We start from the raw sequence: 26,099 nt of genomic DNA on the forward strand, positions 1-26,099 counted from the left end.
CTGAATCGCCCCGGGTCTGGTGGAGGCTCTCAAATCAGTGAAGGATGAGAGTTATGGCACCACCGAGGAAGTACAGCGTTGAGCTGCAGCAGCGGGCGACGCGGATGGCGTTGGATGCGAGGAAGGACCCCGAGACGAGCCGTGGCGCGATCAAGCGCGTCGCTGACCAGCTGGGGATCCACCCCGAAGCACTACGCAACTGGGTCCGTCACGCCGAGGTCGACGGCGGCCTTCGTCCGGGGATCACCACCGACGACCAGACCCGGATCAACGAGTTGGAACGCGAGGTCCGGGAGCTGCGCCGAGCCAACGAGATACTCAAGACCAGCGCAGCTTTTTTCGCAGCAGCGGAGCTCGACCGCAAGATCAGGTAGCCACTGGGGAGGTGCCGGTCGCGGTGGTCGTCGACTACATCGACGCTCACCGCGGCCGCATCGTGGAGGGCCGTGAACTCGGAGTCGAGCCGATCTGCCGGGTCCTGCGGGAAGCAGGCGTGCAGATCGCTCCGAGCACCTACTACGCCAACAAGCACTACACCCCCTCGGCGCGCGCGGTCCGCGATGCCGAACTGACCGAGGAGATCCGAACCGTGCACAGCAAGAACCTGGGCGTCTACGGTGCCAGGAAGGTCCATGCCGAACTCCGGCGGCAGGGCCAACAGGTGGCACGCTGCACCGTGGAACGGTTGATGCGGGCTGAAGGGTTGCGTGGCATCACCCGCGCCAAGACCCTCCACACCACCCGCTCCGACGGCGCCGAGACACCCCGCCCCGAGGACCTGGTCGAGCGGCAGTTCGTCGCCGAGGCCCCGAACCAGTTGTGGGTGGCCGACCTGACCTACGTCCGCACCCACGCCGGCTGGGTCTACGTCGCGTTCATCCTGGACGTGTTCTCCCGGATCGTGCTGGGCTGGCAGGTCTCCACCTCCCTGCGCACCGATCTGGCCCTGGACGCTCTCGACATGGCGCTGTGGGCCCGCCGCCGCACTGGGGCCGACCTGACCGGTTTGGTCCATCACAGCGACCGCGGAGTCCAGTATCGAGCCATCCGCTACACCCAGCGTCTCGCCGAAGCCGAGGCTGTCGCCTCCGTAGGCAGCAAGGGCGACTCCTACGACAACGCGATGGCCGAGGCGCTGAACTCGCTTTTCAAGGCCGAGTGCATCCGCAACCCAGCCATGCGCCCCGCAGGCGGCTGGAAGAACGTCACCGATGTCGAGATCGCCGTGGCCGAGTACATCGACTGGTACAACCACCGACGACTCCACGGAGAACTCGGCCACGTCCCACCCAACGAGTTCGAGACCAACCACTGGTCCCAACACCACACCAACCACTACCGTGAGGACAAGGTCCTCACCAAGACCGGAACCAGCTAACCGAGTCTCCACCGAACCCGGGGCGATTCACACTGATCCAGCGATGTTGTTCCTCGTCGTAGATCGCTTCGGGATATTCGATGGCTGTCCACGCTTCTTCCGGGATAGTGGCGATAGCCCGTTTGACGGCCGTGTCCTGTTTAGCTGTCATGGAGAACCATGCCCCGGCCTTGAGGGCTGCGGAGGCGACTTTGTGGGCGTAGTAGCCGGCATCGACCCGGACCATGACCTGGCCGGTGACCCCGGCCCGGCCGGCGCAGCCGATAGCGTCGGTGACCATCTGTTCAGCCCCGTTCATCGAGGTGGTGTTACCACGGCGTAGCCTCGCCCCCGCGATCACCGGGCCAGTGGTATCACTACTGATCGTGGCCAACTGGATGTTGAGCCCCAACTGGCGGGTATGGCCGTAGCGGGCGGCTTGTTTCTGGTAACCGTGGACCTCACGGATCGTGTCATCGATATCGATCATCGTGAGCCCTTCGACCGCGACCATCCCCGTGGCCTGACCCAGCCGGCCCAGCAGACGGCTGTTGACTGCCTGGAGTTGGGCCGCGGTCCCGGCCGTGGCTGAGCGTAGGAACGTGCCATACGTCGATGGTGCCCGCACCCCGTCAAACAGTTGTGTCATGGCCCCATGCCGCAGCATGTTGAGGTCATCGATACTGTCCGCGCCTGCCAGCATCCCGGCGATCACCCCGGCAGCCTTCAACGCATCGGTCGACGTCCTCGCCGTGAGATGCTCGACCAACAGGTCATGGAGCCCGGCCTGCTGCGCCAACCTCATCACCGGAACCAGCCCCGCTACCCCGACCAGCGACGCGTCATCGTGGCCCCGGCGAAGAATGTGAGATGCTTTCATCTAAGAAATGCCTTTTGTTCTTGGTAGATGTGCGTTGTGGAAAACCCCATTCTCCCAAGTCAAAAGGCATTTCGCCTGCAACGCCGCACCACAGAACCCCACCACCACCGGTGGATCAAGGCTGAGCGTCGCGCCCCGCGCGGCGACGAAGGGGCCCCGCAGCGTGTCTGACACCTCAGCCACCGCCCGGATCGCCGTGGGAAAGGGCCGGGTCCCCGCCCGAGGGAGCCCATCGGCCGGTGCGCGCACACCTGGGCGCATGGTTGCGGCCCTGACGCGGACACCGGCCTCTCCCGAACGCCCGAGCCTACCCAGAACCCGGCCCCTTCCCCACGGCTCAAACCCTCACCGTCCCAGAACCTCAGCCCGGCACCGGCGGTCGGCCTCAGCGTCAAGGAGTGGCCGGGGGCGGGGGAGGTGCAAGTACCTGCCGCGACACCGGACCCCACCCAGGTAGTTGTTGCCCGGCAACGCCGACCATCCTCGGAGTACCCCGCCGCCGGACGCTCCGGCAACAACCCCAGCAACGGTTTCGGGCACCACCCCCACACCACCCTGAGGGTTTGAAGCAGTCTCTGATGGGGGCCTGAGAGGGTGGGTCGGGCGTTGCCGAAGACGGTCACCCCGATCCTGGCTCGGAGCAGGCACAGTGTGACCGCCTTCGGCATGGGCGGCGAAGGCCCCCATCAGAGACTGCGGCACCAAGCTGTGGCCGAGGTGCTAGACATGCTGCGGGGGCCCTTCGTCGTGCCCGGCTCCTTCGTCGCGGGGCACGCTCAGGGACCAAGTGCTGCGGGGGGCGCGACGCTCAGGGGCCGAGGTTGTCCGGGCCGAAGGCCTGGGGCAGCATCTCCTTGAGCGTCAGGATCCCGGCGGGAGTCTCCATCGTCAGGTCGTTGCCGCCGTGCTCGAACAGCAACTGGCGGCACCGCCCGCACGGGGTGATGACCTCGCCCTCACCGCCGACGCAGGTGAACGCCACCAGGCGTCCCCCTCCCCCGGCGATGAGGTCTGAGATCAGCCCGCACTCGGCGCAGAGCCCGACGCCGTAGGCGGCGTTCTCCACATTGCAACCGCTGACCACGCGCCCGTCGTCGACCAGCGCCGCCGCCCCCACCCGGAAGTTCGAGTAGGGGGCGTAGGCGCGGGACATGACGTCGAGCGCGGTGGCCCGTAGGGATTCCCAGTCGATCTGCATCAGTGGCTCTTGACGAAGTGGTCGCCGTCCGCGGCGGGTGCGCGGACGCGGCCGACGAGCCCGGCGACCGCGATGACGGTGGCCAGGTACGGCAGCATCTCGATGAAGTCGCTGGGGATGGGCAGCTGCATCAGCTTCGTGTTCTGCGCCAGGGCGCGGGCGAAGCCGAAGAACAGCGCGACGAACGCACCGAGGATGGGGTGCCAACGGCCCATGATGACCGCGGCCAGCGCGATGAAGCCGTTGCCCGCCGTCGGGTTGTTGTCCTGGAAGGCACCCACCGAACCGACGGTGAAGTAGGCGCCACCGATGCCGGCGAACACGCCGCCCAGCAGGACGGCCGACGCCTTGGTCCAGATCACGTTGATGCCGACGGTGTCCGCGGCGTGCGGATGCTCGCCCACCGAGCGGACCCGCAGGCCCCACTTGGTGCGGAAGATCAGGAACCACACCAGCGGGATCGCGATGAACGCGATGTAGGTCAGCGGGCGCTGCGTGAACAGGATGGGCCCCAGTAAGGGGATGTCGCTCAGCAGCGGAATCGCGACGGGCAGCATGGGTCGCACGTTGCTGTAGGTGGCCATGTCCTTGGCGACGAGCTGCTGGAAGATGAAGCCGGTCAGGCCCGTGGCCAACACGTTGATCACCACGCCGATGATGACGTGGTCCACCAGGTAGCGCAGGGTGAACAGCGCCAGCACGCCGGCCATGATGAGGCCCGCCAGTGCGGCGGCGAACAGCGCCGCGATGAACGACTGCGTGATGGCGAAGGTCAGCGAGGCGGCGAACGCGGCGGTGAGGAACATGCCCTCGATGGCGATGTTGACCACGCCGGCCCGTTCAGCCAGGATGCCGCCGAGCACACCGAAGAACAGCGGGGTGGCGTACTCGAGGGTGAGGTTGAGCTGGCTGGTGAGCGTGAACGGCAGCGGGGAGCTGGCTGCGGCCCACACGATGAAGCCGAGCACCACGCCCAAGCCGGCGACCACGGCCGCGATCGTGCGGAGCCTGCCCGTGAGCTTGCCGCTGAGGTAGCCGACGCCGGCGCCGGTCACGAGCAGCCCGGCGATCAGCACCGTGGCGGTGCCTGGCAGTTCCAGGGTGGGAAGCTGCACCTCGGAGAACGCGTCGGACAGCGCGATGCGGCCGGACTTGTCCACCGTGAACGCCATCACGAGCAGGATGGCACCCAGGATGGTGATGAGGGTCCCCGCGGAGAGTCGCTGGGTCCTGGCCTGCGGGGACTCGACCTTCTGCACCAGCGTCAGATCGCTGTCGGGGTGGGTCTGGGTCTGGGTGCTCATGCTTCAGCCACCTTCGCAGCAGGGACGTTCTGGCGCTTGATCTTGCGTTCCCGCAGGAACGGCAGCAGCCACGCGACGAACGCGGGCGCGGCCACGAAGAGCACGACGAGTGCCTGGATCAGGTCGGTCAGCTTGTCCGGCGTGCCGGCCATGGTGACCATGGTGCGGCGCGACGCCTTCAGCGCGCCGAAGAGGAGGCCCGCCAGCACCACGCCCAGCGGCCGGGAGCGGCCCAGCAGCGCCACGGTGATGGCGTCGAAGCCCAACGTGCCGATGATCGTGCCGGTCATCTGGGTCGGCGTGCCCGTCAGCAACTGCGGGGCGGTGACGGTCATGACGCCCGCGAGACCCGCGAGACCACCGGCCAACGCCATGGTGAGCATGGTGACGTTCTGGACGCTGGCGCCGGAGGTGGCGGCGGCATGCGGGTTGAGGCCCACGGCCTTGAGGTGGATGCCGAACTTGGTGCGCTCCAGCAGCCACCACGCGAGGATCGCGGCAGCGATGGCGAGGAAGAAGCCCAGGTGGAGGCGGGTGCCGGCCAGGCGGGGCATCGTCGCGGTCCATTCGATGACCGGCGAGATCGGGTCTGCACGGCCGGGCGTCTGGAAGTAGGACTGCAGCATCAGGAACGCCAGCAGCGAGCCTGCGATGTAGTTGAGCATGATGGTCAGGATGACCTCATGGGCGCCGGTCTTGGCACGCAGGAAGCCCACGATGCCGCCCCAGATGGCGCCCGCGATGATGCCGATGATGATGGCTAGCGGCAGGTGGATGAAGATCGGCAGGCCCTTGATGGAGAAGCCGACGAACGCGGCGGTCAGCGCACCCATCATGGACTGGCCCTGGGCGCCGATGTTGAACAGTCCGGCCCGGAAGGCGACGGCGACGCCGAGGCCGGCGCAGATCAGCGGGGCGGCCTCAGCCGTGGTGTTCGTGATGGCCACCCAGGAGCCCATGGATCCCACCCACATGGCGTAGAAGGTGGAGGAGATCTTGTCCCATGACGCGGAGAGTGCATCCCCGGGTTGCGAGAAGAAGTAGGTCCAGGTCTGGGCGACCTCGGCATCCGAGACCAGCATCACGATGGAGCTGACGATGAATGCCAGGATCAGGGAGGCGACCGTGATGATGGTGGAGGTCACCCACGCGGGGCGCGACGATGTCGTCTTCGCCGGCGTAGCCACATTCTCACTCATGGCTGGACTCCTTGGTGGTGGCCACGGCGTCGTCGTAGCTGATGCCGGCCATCATGAGGCCCAGCACGTCGCGTGGCGTGTTCGGGGGGACGATGCCGACGATCTTGCCGCGGTACATGACCGCGATCCGGTCGGCGAGGGATTCGACCTCTTCGAGTTCGGTCGAGACGATCAGCACTGCAGTGCCCCGGTCTCGCTCCTCGACGATGCGGGTGTGGAGGAACTCGATGGCGCCGACGTCGACGCCGCGGGTGGGTTGGCTGGCCAGCAGCAGCGACAGCGGGCGGCTCAACTCGCGGGCGAGCACCACCTTCTGCTGGTTGCCGCCGGAGAGGGATCGCACCGGCTGCGAGGCCGAGTTGCTGCGGATGTCGAACTCCTCGATGCGCTCCTCGGCGTTGGCGGCGATCTTCTTCAACTGCAGCGATCCTCCCCGCGAGAACTCGTCGAGGTTGTTGAGCACCAGGTTCTCAGCGATGGAGAACTCGCCGACGAAGCCGTCGCGGTGCCGGTCCTCCGGCACGTATCCCAGGCCGGCCTTGATGGTCTTGGCGGGCTTGGCGCGGGCGATGTCGACGCCGTCGAGGTGGGCGGTGCCGCTCAGCGGGGTCATGGTGCCCAGCAGCGTCTCGGCGAGTTCGGTCTGGCCGTTGCCCTGTACGCCGGCGATGCACATGATCTCACCGCCGCGGACCTCCAGGCTCAGGTGGTCGACGGCGACCTGTCCCGACGGCGCGGCCACTGTGAGGTCCTTGATGATCAGGCGCGGTTCACCCGGCTCAGCCGGCTTCTTGTTCACCGAGAGGGAGACGTTGCGACCCACCATCATCGAGGCGAGCTCGGCCTCCGAGTCCTCCGGCTTGGCCTGGCCGACGACCTTGCCGCGGCGGATGACGGTGATGTCATCGGCCACTTCGCGGACCTCGCGGAGCTTGTGGGTGATGAACACGATCGCGCGGCCCTCGTCGCGGAGGGTCTTCATCACGATCATCAACTCGTCGATCTCCTGCGGCGTCAGCACCGCGGTGGGTTCGTCGAAGATGAGGTACTGGGCGCCGCCCGCGAGCGCCTTGAGGATCTCGACGCGTTGCTGGATACCGACGGGAAGATCCTCGACGAGGGCGTCAGGGTCGACGTCGAGCTTGTAGCGCTGGCTCAACTCGCGCACGGTCTTGCGTGCCGAGTTGAGGTCGAGCAGGCCTCCGGTGCCGGGTTCGCGGCCCAGCACCATGTTCTCGGCAACGGTGAACACCGGGATCAGCATGAAGTGCTGGTGCACCATGCCGATGCCGCGGCCCATCGCCTGCTTCGGGTTGGTCAGGGTGAGTACTTCGTCGCCCATCCTGATCTCGCCCTCGTCGGGTTCGAGGAGGCCGAACAGGATGTTCATCAGCGTCGACTTGCCGGCGCCGTTCTCACCGAGCAGGCAGTGGATGCGGCCCGGAGTGATGTCGATGGTGATCGCATCGTTGGCGGTCAGCGGTCCGAAGCGCTTGGTGATGTTCTGCAGCGTCAGCGTCGGTGCCTGCGCAGTGGTGACTGTCACGGATTTCCTCCCCCTCGCCGTCGGCGGCGTGGATGGTAAGCGTAGCGGGTCAAGACATGAGAGGAGGGAGGGGCGCTCCGTTGCGCCCCTCCCTCCCGTCAGTCAGGCGATCACGGCTGGCTGGGCGAGGTGATCTCGATCTTGCCGTCGATGATGTCCTGCTTGACCTGCTGGATCTCGGACTTCAGCTCCTCGGGGATCGTGGCGTCGAAGTCGTGGTAGTCAGCCAGGTCGACGCCACCGTTGGCGAGGGTGCCGACGTAGGCCTCGGAGTCGAAGTTGCCGTCCAGGGCGGCCTTGATGGCCTCGAACACCGCGACGTCCATCATCTTCTCGACCGACGTCATAATCTGCGGGCCGTACTCGGAGGCGGACTCGTAGCCATCGGTGTCAACCCAGATGGCGTTGACCTTGCCGTTGGACTCCTGGGCGGCCTGCAGCGCGCCGATGCCGGCCGGGCCAGCGACGGGCATGATGACGTCCGCGCCCTGCGAGATCAGGGTGTTGGCGGTGTTCTTGCCGCCGGGGATGTCACCGAACGGGTTGTTGCCACCGATGAACTGGCCATCCTGTGCGGCCTCGTCCCAACCGATGACGTTGACGTCAGCGTTCTTGGTCTCGTTGTAGTGGTTGACGCCCTGGTGGAAGCCGTCCATGAAGATCGACACCGTGGGGTAGTTGGCACCACCGAAGGTGCCGACGGTGCCGGTCTCGCTCATGCCCGCAGCCAGGTAGCCGGCCATGAAGGCGGGCTCGGCGGCGTTGAAGAGAAGGCCCTTGGCGTTGTCGACGCCCTCGAAGGAGGCGTAGTCGACGATGGCGAACTGCACATCGGGGTTCTGCTTGGCGGCAGCCTGGGTGGCGTCTGCCAGCGCGAAGCCGACCGTGACGATGATGTTGCAGTTGGCGTCGATCATGGCCTGCACGTTGCCGGCGTACTCAGCCTCGGCGTTGGACTCGATCTCGTTGGTCTGGATGCCGAGCTCGTCCTTGGCGCGCATCATGCCATTGTGGGCCGTCTCGTTGAAAGACTTGTCATCGAAGCCACCGGCGTCGGAGATCATGCAGGCGGTGAAGTTGGCGGCGTCGGTGCCGGGCTCGCCAGCAGCGGTGGTTTCGCCGGCGGCGGGGCTCTCTTCGGTGGCGGTGCCGGCGTCGGTGGTTTCGACAGCGGCGGTGGGGTCGCCGTCACGGGGCTCGGTGGTGGCCGGCGGCTCGGCGCAGCCGGCGAGCGTGAGCGCGCTGACTGCGGTGAGCGAAAGGATGCTCAGCAGAGACTTCTTCACGAAGATCCTCCTTGGATCAAATTCAGTTGGGCAAAGCGACAATACCGCCCTTGTCGGAAGTATGTGAACCGTGGTGTTGATCGTTATGGATACGCAACAATCACAGCGTCGCGGAGAGTGACCCGCCGCTAGGAAACCTGGCGCACCAGGGCGACTGCGGAGCCGATCATCTGCAGCGTCTGCTGACGCCAGTCCACTTCCTGGCTGCGGTACGGACCGGTGGCCAGGGAGATGATGACCGCCGCGGCACGCAGCCGCAGTTCGACGGGGTCCACCCGGCGGTCGAACACCGGCACCCAGCGCGCCAGCAGGTCTCGCACCTTGGCCTCCTGCGCCGGGTTCATGCGCTGGATGGTGGACAGGTGGCCGATCAGGCACGCCAGATCGTCGGCGCGCCGGCCAGGCCCGATGGTGTCCACGTCGAGGATGCCGACGATGCGGCCACCGTCGACTCGGAGCTGACCCTCGTGGAAGTCGCCGTGCGTGGCTTCAATGCCCACCGGATACTGCGCCAGCCTTGTGCCGATCTGCTCGGCCATCCACGCCAACTCCTCCCCCGCCTCGGGCAGGGTGGCCGAAACCATGCGGGAGTAGTGGTGCACCGCGTCGGCCCACGGCGGGCGGCGCTCCAGCGCGGCGACGGCAGGCGGCATGGCGTCGAGGATCCCGATGAGGTCCTCTGCGGTGCAGGGGTCCCCGGGTTCGAACAGCGCCCGCGCCAGCGCCATCCCCGGCGCCTCGCGGGTGACCAGGAGGTGGTCCGGCGTCGTCAGCGCCACCTCCGGCGCCGGGATGCCCGCCTCCCGCAGCATGGTGTGTTTGCCGTAGACATCCGCGAAGAGTCGCTCGCGCAGCACCTTGACGTAGAACACCTCGTGTGGGTCGCTGACCACCACCTTGACCACGGCCCGCCTGCGTGGCCGGTAGCCGATCATCGACAGCGAGAGCTGACCGGCAGTGACCGGCCGTGCCAGCACTCCCCCGCCGTTGAGGGCGTCAGCCATCCGGTCCGGGAACGCCGCCGTCGGGAGCCCCAGCAGATCAGGGTCGTGCGGGTAGAGCCACACGGCGACGCTGCGGTTGCCGTCGTCGAAGATCTCGGCCCGCGCATCTGAGGCGGACAGCTCGCCGGTGCGGGCACTGACGCCCAGCAGTTCGGTGCGCTCGCCGTGCTCCCAGCGGATCTGCGCCAGGTACGTGGCCGTGGTGGAGTGTTCCGGGGCCGCGTCGACGTGATCGAGTGACCAGCCCAGCAACACACCGCCCTGATGCTCGACGGCTGCGCGCAGCAGGGGCTCCACGCGGGGGCCGGTCAACAGCCCCATACCGTCGTCAGGCATCCGGCCCTCCCTCTTCCTCGGGCTCGGCCGCGTCCTTCGCGGCCTCCTTCTTCAGTGCGAACCAGGCGGCGCGGCGGCCGTCGAGTTGCGAAACCTCCAGCGTGAACCAGGCAGGTTGCGCCTCCGGATCGTCAGCCGCCGGTTCCAGCATCACGGTGATCATGCCACCGACTGCGGGCAGCTTGCCCGCCATCGCCATGTAGTAGCCGGCCACCGTGTCGTAGGGGCCCTCGGGGATGACGTGGCCGGTGAGCTCGGCGAACTCCTCGATGGTGGTCAGGCCCTCCACCTCGTCGACCTCGCGCGGGTCCTCGCCGCTGGGCACGTCGTATTCGTCGGTGATGTCGCCGATGAGCTCCTCGAACAGGTCCTCGAGCGTCACGATGCCGGCGGTGCCGCCGTACTCGTCGCGGACGACGGCGAGGTGGGCCCCGCGGCTGCGCATCGCCGTCATGGCCGTGAGGATCTTGACCGTCTCCGGGAGGAACAGCACCTCCCGAACCAGCGTGCGGACCTCCCCCGCACGGGCTGCGCCCTCGACATCCATCAGGTCGCGCACGTGGAGGAAGCCGGCGATCCGGTCAGGAGAGCCGTCGGTGACGGGATAGCGGGAGTGCGGCGCGCCGCGGACCTCACGGTAGGCCAGGGAGATCGGCATGTCTGCGGGCAGGAAATCCACCTCGGTGCGCGGCACCATCACCTCGCGGAGGCTCAACTCACCTGCGTCGAAAAGCTCGTCGACGATGCTGCGTTCCTCTACGCCGAGCGACGTCGAGCTGGTGACCATGGCGCGCAACTCCTCGTCGGTGACGGCGTCCCTGGCCCGGCCCGGGTCCCCGCCGAGCAGACGCACCAGGAAGTTCGTGCTCACATCGAGCAGCCAGATCAACGGGCGGGCCAGCGTCGCGATACCGGAGACCAGAGGCGCCAGGCCCAGCGAGAACGCCTCGGAACGCTGCATGGCGAGGCGCTTGGCGGTGAGTTCACCCACCACGATGGAGAAGTAGGCGATCAGCACGGTGATCAGCACCAGGGAGAGGGGGTTGGCCACCGATGCCGGCATCCCCCAGCCCACGAACACCGGCGCGAGCCGGGCCGCGATGGTCGCGCCACCGAACGCCGCCGACAGCATCCCGGAGACCGTGACGCCGATCTGCACAGACGACAAGAACAGGTTGGGGTTCGACGTGAGCCGCTCGATCGCCCGGCCGCGCTTGCCCTTGGTGGACAGGTGCCGGATCTGGGATTCGCGCAGCGTGACCAGCGCCATCTCGGCGGCGGCGAACACGCCCCCGATGAGGACGAACAGCGCGATGAGCGCGATCTCAGCTAACACTCCAGGGCCCTGGTCAGCGGAAGATCACGGTACGGTCACCGTCGGCCAGCACGCGGTGCTCCGCGAACAGCCGGACGGCTTCGGCGAGCGTCTGCGACTCCTGCGCCTGCCCCTTGCGCACCAGCTTGGACACATCCATGCTGTGGTCCACCCGCACCACGTTCTGTTCGATGATGGGCCCCTCGTCGAGGTCTCCGGTGACGAAGTGGGCGGTGGCGCCGATCAGCTTGACGCCGCGGGTGTGGGCCTGGCGGTACGGGTTGGCTCCCTTGAAACCCGGCAGGAACGAGTGGTGGATGTTGATGGCGCGGCCGGCGAGGAACTCGCACAACTCGGGGCTGAGGATCTGCATGTAGCGCGCCAGCACCACCAGCTCGACGTCCTGTTCCTCGACGACGCGGCGGATCTCCGCTTCGAACTCCGGCTTGGTCTCAGGGGTGACGAAGCGGTGCTTGAACGGCACGTCGTAGAACGCTGCCATGGGAGCCAGGACGGCGTGGTTGGCCATGATGCCCACCACGTCGATGGGCAGGTCGCCGCCCTTCCAGCGGAACAGCAGGTCGTTGAGCGCGTGGCCCGCCTTGGAGGCGAGCAGCAGCGTGCGGACCCGCCGCTGGGCGTCGTCGACCCTCAACTGCGCGTCGAAGGCTGCGGTCGCTTCCTCGATGCTGGCGCGCAACACCTCGGAATCCGGGCCGTCGACCTGGATCCGGGTGAAAAAGTGCCCCGTGTCCGGCGAGGAGAACTGCTGCAGTTCGGTGATGTTGCCCCCGGCCGTGACGATGCCGCCGGTGATCGCGTGGACGATGCCGGGACGATCGGGGCAGTCGAGAGTGACGACGAGCTGATGCATGGCGCCAGCCTATCGCGACCACGCTGGCGCCCTTGACACGGTGTTGTCCGGCGACACGCGGGAAAATGGGATTAATCACAGTTTCGCGCATAGGCGGTGATCGATTGCTAGTCTGCAGGCGCGCAACGAAGCGCGACATCCCCACTGAGGAGGATCGTTTTCACGAACGACGCTCACACGCCCAACAAGGGCATCATCCCCCCCCCCGCGGAGTTCCACCGAGTACAACAATCCGAAGAGTTCGGCCGGTTGAAGAAGGTTTTCCGCTCCTTCGCGTTCCCGATGACCGTGGTGTTCCTGGTCTGGTACCTGGCCTACGTCTTCGGCTCCATCTTCGCCAAGGACCTCATGATGACGCAGGTCTTCGGCAACGTGACCGTCGGATTCCTGTTCGGCATCGGTCAGTTCGTCAGCACGTTCCTGATCACGTGGCTCTACATCAGGCACATGAACAAGAAGGTTGACCCCATCGCGACCGAGCTGCGCGCTGACTTGGAGGGAACGGCACGATGATCACTCTCGAGGCCCAGCTGGGCAGCCCCATCATCAACATCGCGATCTTCGCCGCCTTCGTGGTGATCACCATGTTCGTGGTGATCCGCGTCAGTCAGGGCGGCAAGAAGAAGGCCGGCGACTTCTACACCGGCGGCGCACAGTTCGACGGCCGGCAGAACGGCTTCGCGATCGCAGGCGACTACCTCTCGGCCGCGTCGTTCCTCGGCATCGTCGGCGCCGTCGCGCTCTACGGCTACGACGGGCTGCTGTACTCCGTCGGCTTCCTGGTCGCCTGGCTCGTCGCCCTCCTGCTGGTGGCCGAGCCGCTGCGTAACACCGGCAAGTACACGATGGCCGACGTGCTGAGCTTCCGCATGCGGCAGAAGCCCGTCCGCACGGCCGCAGCCACTTCGACGCTCGTGATCTCGTTGTTCTACCTGCTCGCGCAGATGGCGGGCGCAGGCGCGCTGGTATCGCTGCTGCTGGGCATCACCTCGGGCTGGGGCCAGAACCTGGTCATCGGCATCGTCGGCATCCTGATGGTGGGCTACGTGCTCATCGGCGGCATGAAGGGCACCACCTGGGTGCAGATGATCAAGGCCGTCCTGCTCATCGCGGGCGCCGGCGTCATGACGGTGTGGGTGCTGGCGTTCAAGGGCTTCAACATGTCCGCGCTGATCGGCGAGGCCATCGACAAGACCGCAGCCGACGGCTCCACCATCGACCTGCTGGCCCCCATGGAGCGCTACACCGATCCCATCGGCCTGATCTCGATGGGCATGGCGCTGGTGCTCGGTGCCTCAGGCCTGCCGCACGTACTGATGCGCTTCTACACCGTGTCCACGGCCAAAGAGGCCCGCCGCTCGGTGACCTGGGCCATCGGTCTGATCGGCGCGTTCTACCTGTTCACCATGGTGCTCGGCTACGGCGCGGCCTGGCTCGTCGGCCCGGAGGCCATCGCCGGCATGCCCGGTGGCGCCAACGCCGCCGCGCCGGCGCTCGCCTACCACCTCGGTGGCGCCGTCCTCATGGCAGTCATCGCCGGCGTGGCGTTCGCAAGGAGCAAAACGTGGCCTTCCTGGTGTCGCTGGCCTTCGCCATCGTCGCCTCGGCCAACCTGCCCTCCATCCTGTACTCCCTGTACTGGAAGCGCTTCTCGACGGCGGGCGCCGTGTGGTCCATCGCCGGCAGTTTGGTCACGGCCATCGTGTTGATCGCCTTCTCCCCCGCGGTCTCCGGCGCTCCGGGCTCCATGTTCCCGAACGTGGACTTCTCGTGGTTCCCGTGGGATTCCCCGGCGATCGTCTCGGTGCCGGTGGGCTTCTTCCTCGGCTGGCTGGGCTCCGTCGTCAAGCCTGACGGCGATGCCTACGCCGATCAGGGCGCCGAGATGGAGGTCCGCTCCATGACCGGCGCGGGCGCCGCGGCGGCGCTCGACCACTGACGCTGGTAGAGCCCGGCTCGCTCTGCGAGACAGCGTCGAAACCGCCAAGCGCGATCCCCCATCCAGGGGATCGCGCTTGGCGGTTCAGTGTCCTGCGTCGCTCGTCAGATGAGGCCGAGCTCGGTGACCGCGTCGCGCTCGTCGGCCAGTTCGGCCACGGAGGCGTCGATCTTGGCGCGGGAGAACTCGTTGATCTCCAGGCCTTGGACGATCTCGTACCTGCCGTCCTCGACGGTGCACGGGAACGAGGAGATGAGGCCCTCGGGCACGCCGTAGGAGCCGTCCGACGGCACGGCCATCGAGACCCAGTCCCCGTCCGGGGTGCCGAGCGCCCAGTCACGCATGTGCTCGACGGTGGCGTTGGCGGCCGAGGCGGCCGACGACAGGCCGCGCGCCTCGATGATGGCGGCGCCGCGCTTGGCGACGGTGGGGATGAAGGTGTTCTCCAGCCATTCCTGGTCGTCCACCAGCTCAGCGGCGTTCTTGCCGTCGACCTTGGCGTTGAAGAGGTCCGGGTACTGGGTGGCCGAGTGGTTGCCCCAGATGGTCATGTTCGTGATCGTGTCGACGGGCACGTTCAGCTTGGCGGCCAGCTGCGACAGCGCGCGGTTGTGGTCGAGCCGGGTCAGCGCGTTGAACTGCTCTGCCGGGATGTCCGGCGCGTTCTTCATGGCGATCAGGGCGTTGGTGTTGGCCGGGTTGCCGGTCACGAGCACCTTGACGTCATCGGCGGCCACGTCGTTGAGGGCCCTGCCCTGCGCGGTGAAGATGGCGCCGTTGGCCGAGAGCAGGTCTCCGCGCTCCATCCCGGCCTTGCGGGGCATGGCGCCCACGAGCATGGCCATGTTCACGCCGTCGAAGACCTTCTTGGGGTCGTCGCCGATCTCGATGTTGACGAGGTTGCCGAACGCGCAGTCATCAAGCTCCATGACGACGCCCTCGAGCGCCTTCAGGGCAGGGGTGATCTCCAGCAGGCGCAACTCGATGGGGGTGTCGCCCAGCAGCGATCCACTGGCGATACGGAACAGCAGGCTGTAACAAATCTGACCGGCTGCACCGGTGACGGCGATCTTGACGGGAGCTCCAGTGCTCACAGGTTCATTCCTCTCTTGGAACGGTAGGTTCTACGCAGCAGACTCTACCGCTCCCCCTGGGAGGGACACGCGGGGGCTCAGAGGTAGCGCGGCGCCCAGTGCAGGATCTCGATGATTAGCACGATTGCGATCCACGCCATGAAACCGATGGTCAGCCAGCCCCCGCGGTGGATGCGCTCCAGCTTCTCGGCCACCTTGCCGGAGAAGTAGTGGTTGCGCTCCTGGATGTTCCAGGCGGTCATGGACCAGAACACGAACGTCGTCGAGACGGTCACGGTCAGGCACCAAGGGCACAGGGCACCGATCTCGTAGGTTGACTGGTACAGCAGCCAGTAGGCGAAGATGACGCCCAGGAAGTAGACCACGTTGGCGGTGAACATGAACCAGCGCGGGAACCGCACTCCTGACAGGGCGGCCACGGCGATGGTCATCACCACGGGCTCGGCGATCATGCCGAGGAAGGCGTTGGGGAACCCGAAGACGTTGGCCTGCCAACTGGCGCCCACTCGTGCGCAGTCGAGCACGGCGTTGATGGAGCAGGCCAGATCCGCGTTGGGGTCTGCGGCCAGCACGATGGCGTCGTAGCTCAGCACCCAAGAGGCGATGAGACTGACGATGGCGAACACGAGCATCTCACCGAACAAGATGTAGCGCTGCCGCTTCGGCGGCACCGGGCGTGGGTCTGCTCCCGGATTCGCGGGATCGAGGATCTCCGGAGACGCATGGGTCGTCTGCTCTTGCACGCCTACATGGTAACTGTCGGCCGCAAGGACACAGCCCGCGGGTCACCCCATCTGCCCCATGACCCCCTACGGTGGTCCTTGTGACAATGAACTTTCCGCCTCCCCAGCAGCCACAGGGTTCGCCCGCACCGTTCCCGCAGCAGGCCCCGCCGATGGGTATGCCGCCGTACCAGTCGCCTGTGCTGTCGCAGTATCCGGCCTACGTGCAGGGGCACAAGCACAAGCAGCAGGCCGTCCTCGTGCCGATCATCTTCCTGGTGATCGGTGGCCTGGCGACGCTGCTCGGCATGCTGGTGGTTCTGGATCGGCCCCTCACCCAGTCGTTCGTGGCAGTGGCCACGTTCAGCATCGTTCTGGCGATCGGCCTATGGTTCATACACTGGCTGGACAGGTGGGAGCCGGAGCCCCCGATGTTCATCATCGGCGCCTTCGTGTGGGGCGCCGGCGTCTCGGCGTTGATCAGCGGCATCGTCAACACGCTCGTGGCGTACTCCACGCAGTCCCAGCAGGCGGCCGCCAGCTTCTCGGCCCCGCTGATCGAGGAATCGACCAAGGGCCTCTTCCTCGTCGTCGTGCTGCTGAGCACCAAGCGTGGGCGCGCCGAACTCAACAGCCTCACCGACGTGATCGTCTACGGCGGCATGGTGGGCCTCGGGTTCTCGTGGATCGAGCACATCACCTACGCGATGACGCCCGAGACCATGGGCGAGTCCACGCAGGTCATCCTGGTGCGTCTCCTCCTGGTGGCCTACCTGCACCCGATGCTGACCATCATCGTGTCCGTGGGCATCTGGGCAGGCATCAACGCCACCGGCCCCATGCGCTTCGGATGGCCCATCCTGGCCTGGGTCCTGGCGGTGGCCCTGCACTTCCTGCACAACACCTCCGTCGTGCTCATGGGCGGCGCCGGCCTGATCGTGGCGGCCGTCATCGAGATCGTCGTGTTCGTGGGCCTCATCATCCTGGGCGTCAAGGCCCGCCACCGGGAGCGCGACACCGTGATGCAGCAACTCCCGGCCCTGGTGCACTTCGGCTGGATCACGCCGCTGGAGGCTGGGTGGCTGCACGACCTGACCGCCCGCCGCAACATGATCGCCTCCGCCGGCGGCGACAAGAGGCTGCTGAAGGACTTCATCCAGAACGTCACGGAACTCTCGCTCCTCCGCGGCCGGCTCGAGTCGAACACCGACGGGCAGCCCCCCGCCGCCTGGATCGAGTTGCACCGCGAACTCACCCAACTGGTCTCCTCCCAGCGCGGCGAGGTGCATCGCATCCTCAGCGGCGGCGGAGGCTGGTCGCCGATGGAGGGTCCCCCCGGCCAGTCCTGGGGCTCGCAGCACTGGGGCTGAGCATCTGGCCCCTGAGCGTGGCCCCGCGACGAAGGGCCCCGCAGCGTCTCTGGCGCCTGGTCGGTTGCGGGGGCTCCTTCGATACGTTCGTTCGTTCCTCACGAACACTCAGGACGACGCCTTCGTCGTTCGCTGGCTCGCAAGCTCGCAGGAGAACGCTCAGGGACCATGCGGTCAGGGGGTGGAGGGTGGGACCACCAGGGCGAGAACGACGACGGCGGCGCCAAACAGGGCGAGGACCAGCACGTCGATCCAGCGGCGGCGCACGACCAGCAGACCCGCGGCGATGCGCGGCAGAATCAGCCGCAGCAGCGCCCCCAGCAGGAGGGAGGCGCCGATGAGCATCGACGCCATGCGCCAGCGACCCATGGCTGCACATGCCACCCCGGCGCCCAGCACACCGAGGGCCGCCAGCAGCGCCCAGGGGCTGTCCGGGTAGGACTCCGCCGGCCGGTCCTTGCCGCGCCGGGCCAGGCGACCTTGGAGCCTATCGCTGAAGACCATGGAGCAGTTCTGCCCGGTCGACGACGTTGCTCAGCAGCATCGCCCGCGTCATGGGCCCCACGCCGCCGGGGTTGGGGGTGACGTAGCCCGCCTTGTCCCAGACATCCGGCGCGAGGTCGCCCACCGTCTTGCCGTCGACGCGGCTCACGCCCACGTCGACGAGCGCGGCGCCCTCGCGGATCATCTCCACGGTGATCATGCCGGGCACGCCCGCGGCGGCGACCACCACGTCGGCGCGCCGCGTGTGCGCCGCCAGGTCCCGCGTGCCGGTGTGGCAGAGGGTCACGGTGGAGTTCTCGCTGCGGCGGGTGAGGATCAGGCCCAGCGGGCGGCCGACGGTGATACCCCGGCCGACGACGCACACCTCAGCGCCGTTCAGTTCGACGTCGTGGCGGCGCAGCAGCTCGACGATGCCGCGCGGGGTGCACGGCAGCGTGGCGGGCTCGTTGAGCACGAGGCGCCCCAGGTTGATGGGATGCAGGCCGTCGGCGTCCTTGTCCGGATCGATGAGCGACAGCGCCCAGTTCTCATCCAGGTGCCTCGGGATGGGCAGTTGGACGATGTAGCCGGTGCAGGCCGGGTCCTGGTTGAGACCCTCGATCGCTTCGCGGAGCTGGTCCGCGGTGGTGTCCTCGGGCAACTCCACCTGGATGGAGGCGATGCCCACCTGCTCACAGTCGCGGTGCTTCATCCGCACGTAGTTCTGGCTGGCCGGATCTGAGCCCACCAGCACCGTGGCCAGGCCGGGGGTGACGCCGCGTTGTGTGAGCGCGGCGACGCGGGTGGTCAGTTCGGCCTTGATCTCGGCCGCGGTGGCCTTGCCGTCGAGCGTGGCTGCGGTCATGGGTGCCTCCGTCGGTGCAAACCTGTGTCAGTGGAAGAAGTGGCGGGTGCCGGTGAAGTACATCGTGATCCCGGCGGCGGTCACCGCGTCGACGACCTCCTGGTCGCGCACCGAGCCGCCGGGCTGGACGATGGCGCGCACACCGGCGTCGAGCAGCACCTGGGCGCCGTCGGCGAACGGGAAGAACGCATCAGAGGCGGCGACGGAGCCCTTGGCCCTGTCCCCCGCGCGGTCGACGGCGAGGTGGCAGGAGTCGACGCGGTTGACCTGGCCCATGCCGACGCCCACGGAGGCGCCGTCGTGGGCGAGCAGGATGGCGTTCGACTTGACGGCGCGTACAGCCCGCCAGGCGAAGACCAGATCGGCCAGGGTGTCCTCGTCGGCGGCCTCGCCCGCGGCGAGGGTCCAGTTGGCGGGGTCGTCGCCGTCGGCGTCGATGGCGTCGGTCTGCTGCACCAGCAGCCCGCCGTCGATCTCGCGGACGGCGAGGCCGTCGTTGGAGGCCGGTTCTGCGATCAGGATGCGGATGTTCTTCTTGCGGGCCAGCACCTCGACGGCGCCCTCCTCGTAGCCGGGCGCGACGATCACCTCGGTGAAGATCTCGGCCACCTGCTCGGCCATCGCCACCGAGATGAGCCGGTTGGCGGCGATGACGCCACCGAAGGCGGAGACGGGGTCGCAGGCGTGGGCCTTGCGGTGCGCATCGGCGATGTCGGTGCCGGTGGCGATCCCGCAGGGGTTGGCGTGCTTGATGATGGCGACGGCGGGCTCGTCGAAGTCGTAGGCGGCGCGGCGGGCTGCGTCGGCGTCGACGTAGTTGTTGTAGCTCATCTCCTTGCCGTGGAGCTGCGTGGCATCGGCCAGGCCTGCGGTGCCGTGGCTGTTGCGGTACACGGCGGCCTTCTGGTGCGAGTTCTCGCCGTAGCGCAGGTCTGCCACCTTGTTCCAGGTGGCGCCGTACCAGGAGGGGAAGCCGCTGTCATCGGGGAATTCGACGACTTCGCTGCACATCCAGGAGGCCACCGCGACGTCGTAGTTGGCGGTGTGCACGAAGGCCGCAGCAGCAAGTTCGCGGCGCTGCGCCAGCGTGAGGCCGCCGGCAGTGAGGGCGGCGCGGAGCATCGGGTACTGCTCGGCGGAGGTGATCACGGCCACGGAGGCGTGGTTCTTCGCCGCGGCGCGCACCATGGTGGGCCCGCCGATGTCGATCTGTTCGATGCATTCGTCCTGCGAGGCCCCGGAGGCGACCGTGGCGGCGAACGGGTACAGGTTGGTGATGACCAGGTCGAACGGGGCCACGCCCAGCTCGTCGAGTTGGGTGCGGTGGCTGTCGAGGCGGCGGTCCGCCAGGATGCCGGCGTGCACGTGCGGGTGCAGCGTTTTGACCCGGCCGTCCAGGCACTCGGGGAAACCTGTGACAGATTCCACCCCGGTGACCGCGATCCCGGCGTCGGCCAGCTTGGCGGCGGTCGAGCCCGTGGAGACGATCTCGATGCCGGCGGCCACGAGGTCTCTGCCGAGTTCGATCAGCCCCGTCTTGTCGTAGACGGAGACAAGCGCTCGGCGCAGAGGGGTCAGCTCGGTCACGGGTTTTCCTTCTTCCATTCGGAGACGGCCTGGATCAGGAGGCGGCGTTCGACCACCTTGATGCGTTCGTGGAGGGTGTCGACATCGTCGTCCGGCAGCACATCGACGGCGCCCTGCAGCAGGATCCTACCGGTGTCGATGCCGGGGTCGACGAGGAAGACGGTGGCCCCGGCCACCTTGACGCCTGCGGCCAGCGCGTCGCGGGGGCCGTGCATGCCGGGGAAGCTGGGCAGCAGCGCGGGGTGGGTATTGATGGTGCGGCCACCGAAGCGGGCGAGGAAGCTCTCCCCCAGCAGTTTCATGAAGCCGGCGGAGGCCACCAGATCCGGCTCGTAGCCGTCGACGATCCTGGTGAGCTCCGCGTCCCACACGGCCCGGTCTGCGCCCTTGGCCAACGGGTGGGCGACGGCGGGGATCCCCGCCCGGCGGGCCCGCTCAAGGCCGTAGGCGTCGGCCTGGTCCGAGACGACGGCGACCACCTCGGCGTCCACGCCGCCGGCGTCGACCGCGTCGAGCAGCGCCTGGCACAGGGTGCCGGAGCCGGAGAGCAGGACGACGACGCGGGTGGTCACCTGCACACCCTACGCCGACGGCCCCTCGGGTGTCGCGTCCGCGTCATCCTCGCCCCCGGACTCTGCGCGAACCGGGCGGCGGATGAGCCCCAGTACCAGGCCCGCGATCACTCCGGAGATGCCGAGGAGCGTGGGGGCGAAGACGAGCAGTTCCGGCATGCGGGCGCCGATGTGGCTGAGCCGGTCTGCGCCCAATGCGCCGGAACCCAGGCCGCACAGCGCTGCGATGATCAGGCCGGCAGCCGTTCCCGACAAGCCGCCCACCAGCGCGGTCTCGTCGAACCGGGCACGGGGCCGGGCCAAGACGACCAACAGGGCGGCGGCCACGCCCGCCAGCGCACCGACGGCCAGCCACCACAGCATCCACTGCGGCGCGGGGCCGGAGGGTGGCACGGCGCCGAAGATGGGAATGGCGGGGAGGAGGCCGACGTCCGAGATGGCCATGGTGATCAGCGACCCGTCCCCGACGGTGAGCCCGGCACCCAGCAACCAGGACGCGCAGGCGAGCACCAGGTTGGGCAGGTAGAGCAGGTGCAGGGCGATCAGCAGGATGAGGCCGCTGGTGCCGCCGTCGAGAGCTGCGGCGATCTCGCGGATCCGGCCCCAGCCGGACCACACGGCCAGGCCCGCGACGACGACAGCCCCGGCGAAGACGGTCAGCAGCGCGGCACCCATGGCGCGGGGGACGGCGCGCAGCCACTCGGGCCAGGCTTCGGTGGGGTCATAGCCGATGCCGCGGGCCGCGCCCCAGAAGCCGGCGATCCCGCCGACCACGACGCCCCCGACCAGGGCGCGCCACGAGCCTGCCCCCATGGCCAGCGACAGCGCGACGACGGCCGCGGCGTAGGTGGCGCCGAAGGTGCCGCCGACCTTGACCATCAGCCGCTCGCCGTCGACCCAGAGTTCACCGTTGTCGTCTGGGCGCGCGCCGTGGCTGGCCGCCTGCCGCACGGCGTGCGAGGCGAGGGGGGTGGCGAGGAAGAGCAGCAGGATGGTGAGCCCGAGCGGGGCGATGGATACCGGCTGGCCGCCCAGGTCCACGGGCGCGCCGTGAGCAAGCACGAGCACCTGCGTGGCGAGCCGCAGCGCCGGGCTCAGCTCCGCATCGGGCGAGGTGAGCCAGCCCACGGCGGTGAGGCCCGCCAGAACCAGCCATCCGCCCAGCAGCACGGCCAGCGGGCCCACCACGGCGGGCAGGTACCACGGCCACGGCCAGTGGCGTGGTTCAGGCTCCGGCGTCGAATCGACGTCGACGGCTACGGTGCGGTGTTTGGAGGCTTCCACCATCACCCTTCCCTTGAGGTTGTCGCGCAGTTTTCAGCTACCCCGGTAGTCTGGCCAAACGTAACGTGGCCGACCAGCGCTCCGGAGGAGGTGAGCCCCCGTGTCTGACGAGACGTCTCGTCCCCGACGGGCCTGGCAACCTGACGACGATCTGCAGGAGCCACTGGTTCCAGAAGATACCGCAGCCGACGGCGCCCCCAGCCCCCGACGCGGCGCGGGCGCGCCTGAGGATCCGGTCAATCCGTTCGCGCGCCCAGGCAGCACCGAGGCCGAGCAGCCCATCCCGGCTGAGCCGATGATCCCCGCTCCGGTGTTCCCCCGGTCTGCCGGCGAGTTCTCGGACAGCCCCAGCCCCGCACCGCGACGCTCCGCCCTGTCGAGCGACACCCCCGTCGAATCCGGGGCCGGGTCGGCCCAGGAGCCCACGTCCTGGGTGGCCGCCAACCGTCGCACGCTGGCGACGTGGGCCGCCGTCGGCGTGGTGGGCGCCCTCATCGCGGGGCTGATCTCCTTCTTCGTGGCCCGGAGCACCGGCGCCACCGAACCGGTCACAGACCCGACGGGGCCCCCGTCGCCCAGCCAGAGCGCCTCCCCGTCGCCCACCGAGAGCGCCGAGCCGGCCGAGATGACCGATCTGGTCACCGCGGATGATCTGGTGCCCATCGCGCCCGCCTCGGAATGGTCGGTGATCACCACCACCTACAGCCAGGCGGAACATGACATGCGTGCGGTGTGCCTGAGCACCACCCAGCCTGCGCAGAATTCCACCCACTCCTTCCAGCGCACGCTGGGCACGACGGGCGCCGACAAGCTGGCCGCACTCCACCGCATCGACGTCTACGCTACGCCCAAGGCTGCTGAAGAGGTCTGGACGGAGCGGGTCGCCGCGCTGTCCAGCTGCACCGAGCTGCCGGCCCGCATCGAGCGCGCCTCGAGCATCGACGGCATGGCCGAGGAGACCTTCCAGGTGACCTTCCTGCAGGAGGAGACGCCCGTCAAGTACCACACGGTGCTGATGACCCGCGACGGCGCCGCCGTCCAACTCTTCGATGTGGCCCGCGACGAGGAGCCCGTCGAGCCGGCGGCTTCAGCGCTCGCTCTGGTCCGCCCCCAGGCGCGGCTGGCAGAGGCGCAGGACGTCCCGGCCCCGACGACCCCGGTGGCGACGCCCGCCGTCGTGCCCCCTGCTGAGCCCCCGGGCTGGCTCGTGCCCATCGACCTGCCCCGGCTGCACGCGGGCACCGGTCGCTGGACCATGACCGGTCCCCACCCCGTCGACGGCACCAACATGGGCTGCGAGGACATGGAACTGGCCACCGAACCCGGCCCGGTCGAGAGGCAGCGCACCGCCTACGCACTCACCCGCGACGCGGCTGTGCCGGAACGCTTCGGCATCGACGAGTTGCTGTTCACCTTCGACACGGTCGAGGAGGCGGCGGTGTTCGTCACCAAGCTGGGCGCCAACCTCAACAGCTGCAAGGATCGCGCCAACACGGCAGAGGTCACCGAGCACGACGCCGTACCCGCCCGCGACGCGGAGGGCAACGCCCTCTCCTCGCGCGTCTTCACGGCCACCCAGGCCATCTCGGACACTGAAAAGCTGACCTACCAGCTCATCGTGTCCGTGGCCGGCAACAAGGTGGCCTACACGATCATCTCCGCCGCACCAAAGGCGCAGTTCACGCCGGAGCAGTTGACGGAGCTGGCCGCCCGGATCTCGATCCGGGCCAGCCAACTGCCCGCCTGATTCAGGTCAGCTGCTTGGCGCGCAGCGCGGCGATCGCGTCGCGCGCGAGTTGTGCGGTCTGCGACGGGGTCTCCCCGACCAGCACCCCTGCCGCCTCGAGCGCTTCCTTCTTGGCCTGCGCCGTGCCGGAGGAACCCGTGATGATGGCGCCCGCGTGGCCCATGGTGCGCCCGGGCGGCGCGGTGAAGCCCGCCACGTAGCCCACCACCGGCTTGGTGATGTTGGCCTTGATGTACTCGGCGGCCCGCTCCTCCGCGTCGCCGCCGATCTCGCCGATCATCACGATCACGTCGGTGTCCTCATCGTCCTCGAAGGCCTGCAGCACGTCGATGTGCTTGAGCCCGACGACAGGGTCGCCGCCGATGCCGACCGCGGTGGAGAATCCGTGGTCGCGCAGTTCGTACATCATCTGATAGGTCAGCGTGCCGGATTTCGACACCAGCCCGATGCGGCCGGGGCCGGAGATGTGGGCGGGGATGATGCCGACGTTGGACTTGCCGGGCGAGATGATGCCGGGGCAGTTGGGCCCGATGATCAGCGTGCCCGCCTTCTCCGCGGCGGCCTGGAACTCGACGGCGTCGCGCACCGGGATACCCTCGGTGATCACCACGCACAGCTCGATCTCCGCCTCGATGGCCTCCATCACGGCGGCCTTGGCGAACTTCGGCGGCACGAACACGACCGAGACGTTGGCGTGGGTGGCGGCGACCGCCTCCACCATGGAGTTGTAGACCGGTACCGGGTCTTCCTCGAACAGGACGGACTCGCCGGCCTTGCCGGGTGTCACGCCGCCCACCACGCGGGTGCCGGACATGATCATGCGCTGTGTGTGCTTGCGTCCCTCCCGGCCGGTCATGCCCTGGACGAGGACGCGCGAGGATGCGTCGATGTAGATCGCCATGTTCAGTTTTTCCCTTCAGCGGCGAGCTTGGCCGCCGTGCGGGCCGCCTCGTCCATGGTGTTCTTGACGGTGATGAGCGGGTGGTCGGCCTCGGCGAGGATGGCCTTGCCGACGTCGACGGAGTTGCCGTCGAGGCGCACCACGATGGGCAGCCGCGCCTCGTCGCCCAGCATCTCGAGCGCGTTGACGATGCCGTTGGCCACGTCGCTGCAGGCGGTGATGCCGCCGAAGACGTTGACGAAGACCGACTTGACCTGCGGATCGCTCATGATGATGCGCAGCCCGTTGGCCATCACCTGCGCGGACGCGCCGCCGCCGATGTCGAGGAAGTTGGCGGGCTTGGGCTTGCCGGGCATTTCTTCGCCCGCGGCGGCCACCACGTCGAGCGTGCTCATCACGAGGCCCGCGCCGTTGCCGATCACGCCGACGGAGCCGTCGAGCTTGACGTAGTTGAGGTCGAGTTCGCGGGCCTGCCGCTCCAGGTCGACCTGGCCGGTCGTCTCGTCGTACTGCTGCCACTCCTCGTGGCGGAAGTCCGCGTTCTCATCAAGGGTGACCTTGCCGTCGAGCGCCAGGATGGTGCCGTCGGCGGTCTTGACCAGCGGGTTGACCTCCACCAGCGTGGCGTCGGACTCCTTGAACACGGTCCAGAGCTTCTGCAGCACCTGCCCCACGGGGGCGTGGATGTCCTCGGGGAAGCCTGCCTCGGTGACGATGCGCCGGGCCACGTCGGCGGTGATGCCCTCGTCGACGTCCAGCGGGATCTTCACCAGCGCCTCGGGTCGCTCCTCGGCGAGCGTCTCGATGTCGACGCCGCCCTCCACGCTGCACATCGCAAGATAGCCGCGTGTGGCGCGGTCGAGCAGGATGGAGAAGTAGAACTCCTCGGCGATGTCGGCGCCGGGGCTCAGCATCACCACGTCGACGGGATGACCCTTGATCTCGAGGTCCAGGATCTCGGCGGCCGTCTCGACGGCGGCCTCTTCACTCCTGGCGAGCTTGACGCCGCCCGCCTTCCCCCGCCCACCCGTGCGGACCTGAGCCTTGACCACCACCGTGCCGGAGCCAAGTTCGGCGTAGGCCTGCCGCGCCTCCTCCGGTGTGGTGGCGGTGCGCCCCGCCAGCACCGGTACGTCGAAACGCTCAAAGAGTTCGCGCGCTTGATATTCGAGGAGATCCACCCTGATTCCTATCCATGGTTGAGAATGCTAAACCTTCGCCAGCGTACCGGGACAG

General features: G+C 68.0%; 24 protein-coding genes. 6 read left to right on the forward strand and 18 right to left on the reverse strand.

The window, feature by feature from the left end; translation table 11 throughout:
* Window positions 1–53: 53 nt before the first annotated feature.
* Window positions 54–1,378, forward strand: a protein-coding gene (locus tag BN1186_RS04555; RefSeq protein WP_139650766.1) for an IS3 family transposase whose coding sequence is annotated in 2 segments (ribosomal slippage) — window positions 54–345 and window positions 345–1,378 — 1,326 coding nt in all. Because the reading frame shifts where the segments join, the coding sequence is not laid out codon by codon here.
* On the opposite strand, the gene BN1186_RS04560 is transcribed toward BN1186_RS04555, so the two are convergent.
* From BN1186_RS04560 to BN1186_RS04600, 9 genes are all read right to left on the reverse strand, one after another.
* Window positions 1,356–2,237, reverse strand: a complete 882-nt coding sequence (locus tag BN1186_RS04560; RefSeq protein ID WP_052459800.1) for a transposase — start codon at window positions 2,235–2,237, stop codon at window positions 1,356–1,358. The two genes, BN1186_RS04555 and BN1186_RS04560, sit on opposite strands and share 23 nt — an antisense overlap.
* An 808-nt stretch (window positions 2,238–3,045) precedes the next feature.
* Complete coding sequence (locus tag BN1186_RS04565) at window positions 3,046–3,435, reverse strand: cytidine deaminase (protein ID WP_040282951.1); 390 nt, start codon at window positions 3,433–3,435, stop codon at window positions 3,046–3,048.
* A complete protein-coding gene (locus tag BN1186_RS04570; protein WP_040282953.1) occupies window positions 3,435–4,739 on the reverse strand; it encodes an ABC transporter permease in 1,305 nt (434 codons plus the stop codon). Before BN1186_RS04570 ends, BN1186_RS04565 begins: the two co-directional genes overlap by 1 nt.
* On the reverse strand, window positions 4,736–5,938 hold the full coding sequence (locus BN1186_RS04575; protein ID WP_052459801.1) for an ABC transporter permease: 1,203 nt from the start codon (window positions 5,936–5,938) through the stop codon (window positions 4,736–4,738). Before BN1186_RS04575 ends, BN1186_RS04570 begins: the two co-directional genes overlap by 4 nt.
* Window positions 5,931–7,484, reverse strand: a complete 1,554-nt coding sequence (locus tag BN1186_RS04580; protein ID WP_040282954.1) for an ABC transporter ATP-binding protein — start codon at window positions 7,482–7,484, stop codon at window positions 5,931–5,933. The genes BN1186_RS04575 and BN1186_RS04580 overlap by 8 nt, the downstream gene beginning before the upstream one ends.
* 110 nt (window positions 7,485–7,594) lie before the next feature.
* Window positions 7,595–8,770, reverse strand: a complete 1,176-nt coding sequence (locus BN1186_RS04585) for a BMP family lipoprotein (protein WP_040282955.1) — start codon at window positions 8,768–8,770, stop codon at window positions 7,595–7,597.
* A gap of 128 nt (window positions 8,771–8,898) precedes the next feature.
* On the reverse strand, window positions 8,899–10,110 hold the full coding sequence (locus tag BN1186_RS04590) for a phosphotransferase (RefSeq protein WP_040282957.1): 1,212 nt from the start codon (window positions 10,108–10,110) through the stop codon (window positions 8,899–8,901).
* Window positions 10,103–11,446: a hemolysin family protein gene (locus BN1186_RS04595; protein WP_040282958.1), complete on the reverse strand. Its 1,344-nt coding sequence runs from the start codon at window positions 11,444–11,446 to the stop codon at window positions 10,103–10,105. Before BN1186_RS04595 ends, BN1186_RS04590 begins: the two co-directional genes overlap by 8 nt.
* Before the next feature lie 13 nt (window positions 11,447–11,459).
* Window positions 11,460–12,299, reverse strand: coding sequence for a formyltetrahydrofolate deformylase (locus BN1186_RS04600; RefSeq protein WP_040282959.1), 840 nt, complete (start codon window positions 12,297–12,299; stop codon window positions 11,460–11,462).
* 195 nt (window positions 12,300–12,494) lie between these two features.
* Between BN1186_RS04600 and BN1186_RS04605 the strand changes: the two genes are divergently transcribed.
* The 3 genes from BN1186_RS04605 to BN1186_RS16450 are packed head-to-tail and all read left to right on the forward strand — an operon-like array spanning window position 12,495 to window position 14,238.
* Window positions 12,495–12,812 (forward strand): DUF485 domain-containing protein, encoded by a 318-nt coding sequence (locus BN1186_RS04605; protein ID WP_040282961.1) that lies wholly within the window; start codon window positions 12,495–12,497, stop codon window positions 12,810–12,812.
* Window positions 12,809–14,008, forward strand: a complete 1,200-nt coding sequence (locus BN1186_RS04610) for a solute symporter family protein (protein ID WP_425471472.1) — start codon at window positions 12,809–12,811, stop codon at window positions 14,006–14,008. Before BN1186_RS04605 ends, BN1186_RS04610 begins: the two co-directional genes overlap by 4 nt.
* A complete protein-coding gene (locus BN1186_RS16450; RefSeq protein WP_425471476.1) occupies window positions 13,912–14,238 on the forward strand; it encodes a hypothetical protein in 327 nt (108 codons plus the stop codon). The genes BN1186_RS04610 and BN1186_RS16450 overlap by 97 nt, the downstream gene beginning before the upstream one ends.
* Before the next feature lie 104 nt (window positions 14,239–14,342).
* Here the strand turns inward: BN1186_RS16450 and BN1186_RS04615 are convergent, their stop codons facing one another.
* Window positions 14,343–15,332, reverse strand: a complete 990-nt coding sequence (locus BN1186_RS04615) for a malate dehydrogenase (protein WP_040282962.1) — start codon at window positions 15,330–15,332, stop codon at window positions 14,343–14,345.
* A 77-nt stretch (window positions 15,333–15,409) separates the two neighbouring features.
* Window positions 15,410–16,075: a vitamin K epoxide reductase family protein gene (locus BN1186_RS04620; protein WP_246043240.1), complete on the reverse strand. Its 666-nt coding sequence runs from the start codon at window positions 16,073–16,075 to the stop codon at window positions 15,410–15,412.
* A gap of 86 nt (window positions 16,076–16,161) precedes the next feature.
* Between BN1186_RS04620 and BN1186_RS04625 the strand changes: the two genes are divergently transcribed.
* A complete protein-coding gene (locus BN1186_RS04625; RefSeq protein WP_082031114.1) occupies window positions 16,162–17,424 on the forward strand; it encodes a PrsW family intramembrane metalloprotease in 1,263 nt (420 codons plus the stop codon).
* 174 nt (window positions 17,425–17,598) lie between these two features.
* Here the strand turns inward: BN1186_RS04625 and BN1186_RS04630 are convergent, their stop codons facing one another.
* From BN1186_RS04630 to BN1186_RS04650, 5 genes are read right to left on the reverse strand one after another with little or no spacing between them, the layout of a single operon-like run.
* The gene (locus BN1186_RS04630; protein ID WP_052459802.1) at window positions 17,599–17,928 is read right to left on the reverse strand and encodes a DUF3017 domain-containing protein; all 330 of its coding nucleotides are present in this window, start codon (window positions 17,926–17,928) and stop codon (window positions 17,599–17,601) included.
* A complete protein-coding gene (locus BN1186_RS04635; protein WP_040282966.1) occupies window positions 17,912–18,772 on the reverse strand; it encodes a bifunctional methylenetetrahydrofolate dehydrogenase/methenyltetrahydrofolate cyclohydrolase in 861 nt (286 codons plus the stop codon). Before BN1186_RS04635 ends, BN1186_RS04630 begins: the two co-directional genes overlap by 17 nt.
* Before the next feature lie 27 nt (window positions 18,773–18,799).
* Window positions 18,800–20,359 (reverse strand): bifunctional phosphoribosylaminoimidazolecarboxamide formyltransferase/IMP cyclohydrolase, encoded by a 1,560-nt coding sequence (purH, locus tag BN1186_RS04640; RefSeq protein ID WP_040282967.1) that lies wholly within the window; start codon window positions 20,357–20,359, stop codon window positions 18,800–18,802.
* Window positions 20,356–20,931, reverse strand: coding sequence for a phosphoribosylglycinamide formyltransferase (purN, locus tag BN1186_RS04645; protein WP_040282968.1), 576 nt, complete (start codon window positions 20,929–20,931; stop codon window positions 20,356–20,358). The genes purH and purN overlap by 4 nt, the downstream gene beginning before the upstream one ends.
* Window positions 20,932–20,940: 9 nt before the next feature.
* Window positions 20,941–22,218 carry a cell division protein PerM gene (locus tag BN1186_RS04650; protein WP_052459803.1) on the reverse strand — a complete coding sequence of 426 codons (1,278 nt, stop codon included), beginning with the start codon at window positions 22,216–22,218 and terminating at the stop codon, window positions 20,941–20,943.
* Between the two features lie 97 nt (window positions 22,219–22,315).
* On the opposite strand from BN1186_RS04650, the gene BN1186_RS04655 reads away from it, so the two are divergent.
* Entirely contained in the window at window positions 22,316–23,962 is a 1,647-nt protein-coding gene (locus BN1186_RS04655) for a hypothetical protein (RefSeq protein WP_040282971.1), read from the forward strand.
* A 1-nt stretch (window position 23,963) separates the two neighbouring features.
* On the opposite strand, the gene sucD is transcribed toward BN1186_RS04655, so the two are convergent.
* Window positions 23,964–24,863, reverse strand: coding sequence for a succinate--CoA ligase subunit alpha (gene sucD, locus BN1186_RS04660; protein ID WP_040282972.1), 900 nt, complete (start codon window positions 24,861–24,863; stop codon window positions 23,964–23,966).
* 2 nt (window positions 24,864–24,865) lie between these two features.
* Window positions 24,866–26,044 (reverse strand): ADP-forming succinate--CoA ligase subunit beta, encoded by a 1,179-nt coding sequence (sucC, locus tag BN1186_RS04665; protein WP_040282973.1) that lies wholly within the window; start codon window positions 26,042–26,044, stop codon window positions 24,866–24,868.
* Between the last annotated feature and the right edge of the window lie 55 nt (window positions 26,045–26,099).

This window comes from Tessaracoccus massiliensis, assembly GCF_000826065.2.
In the GTDB taxonomy this organism is placed as follows: Bacteria; Actinomycetota; Actinomycetes; order Propionibacteriales; family Propionibacteriaceae; genus Arachnia; species Arachnia massiliensis_A.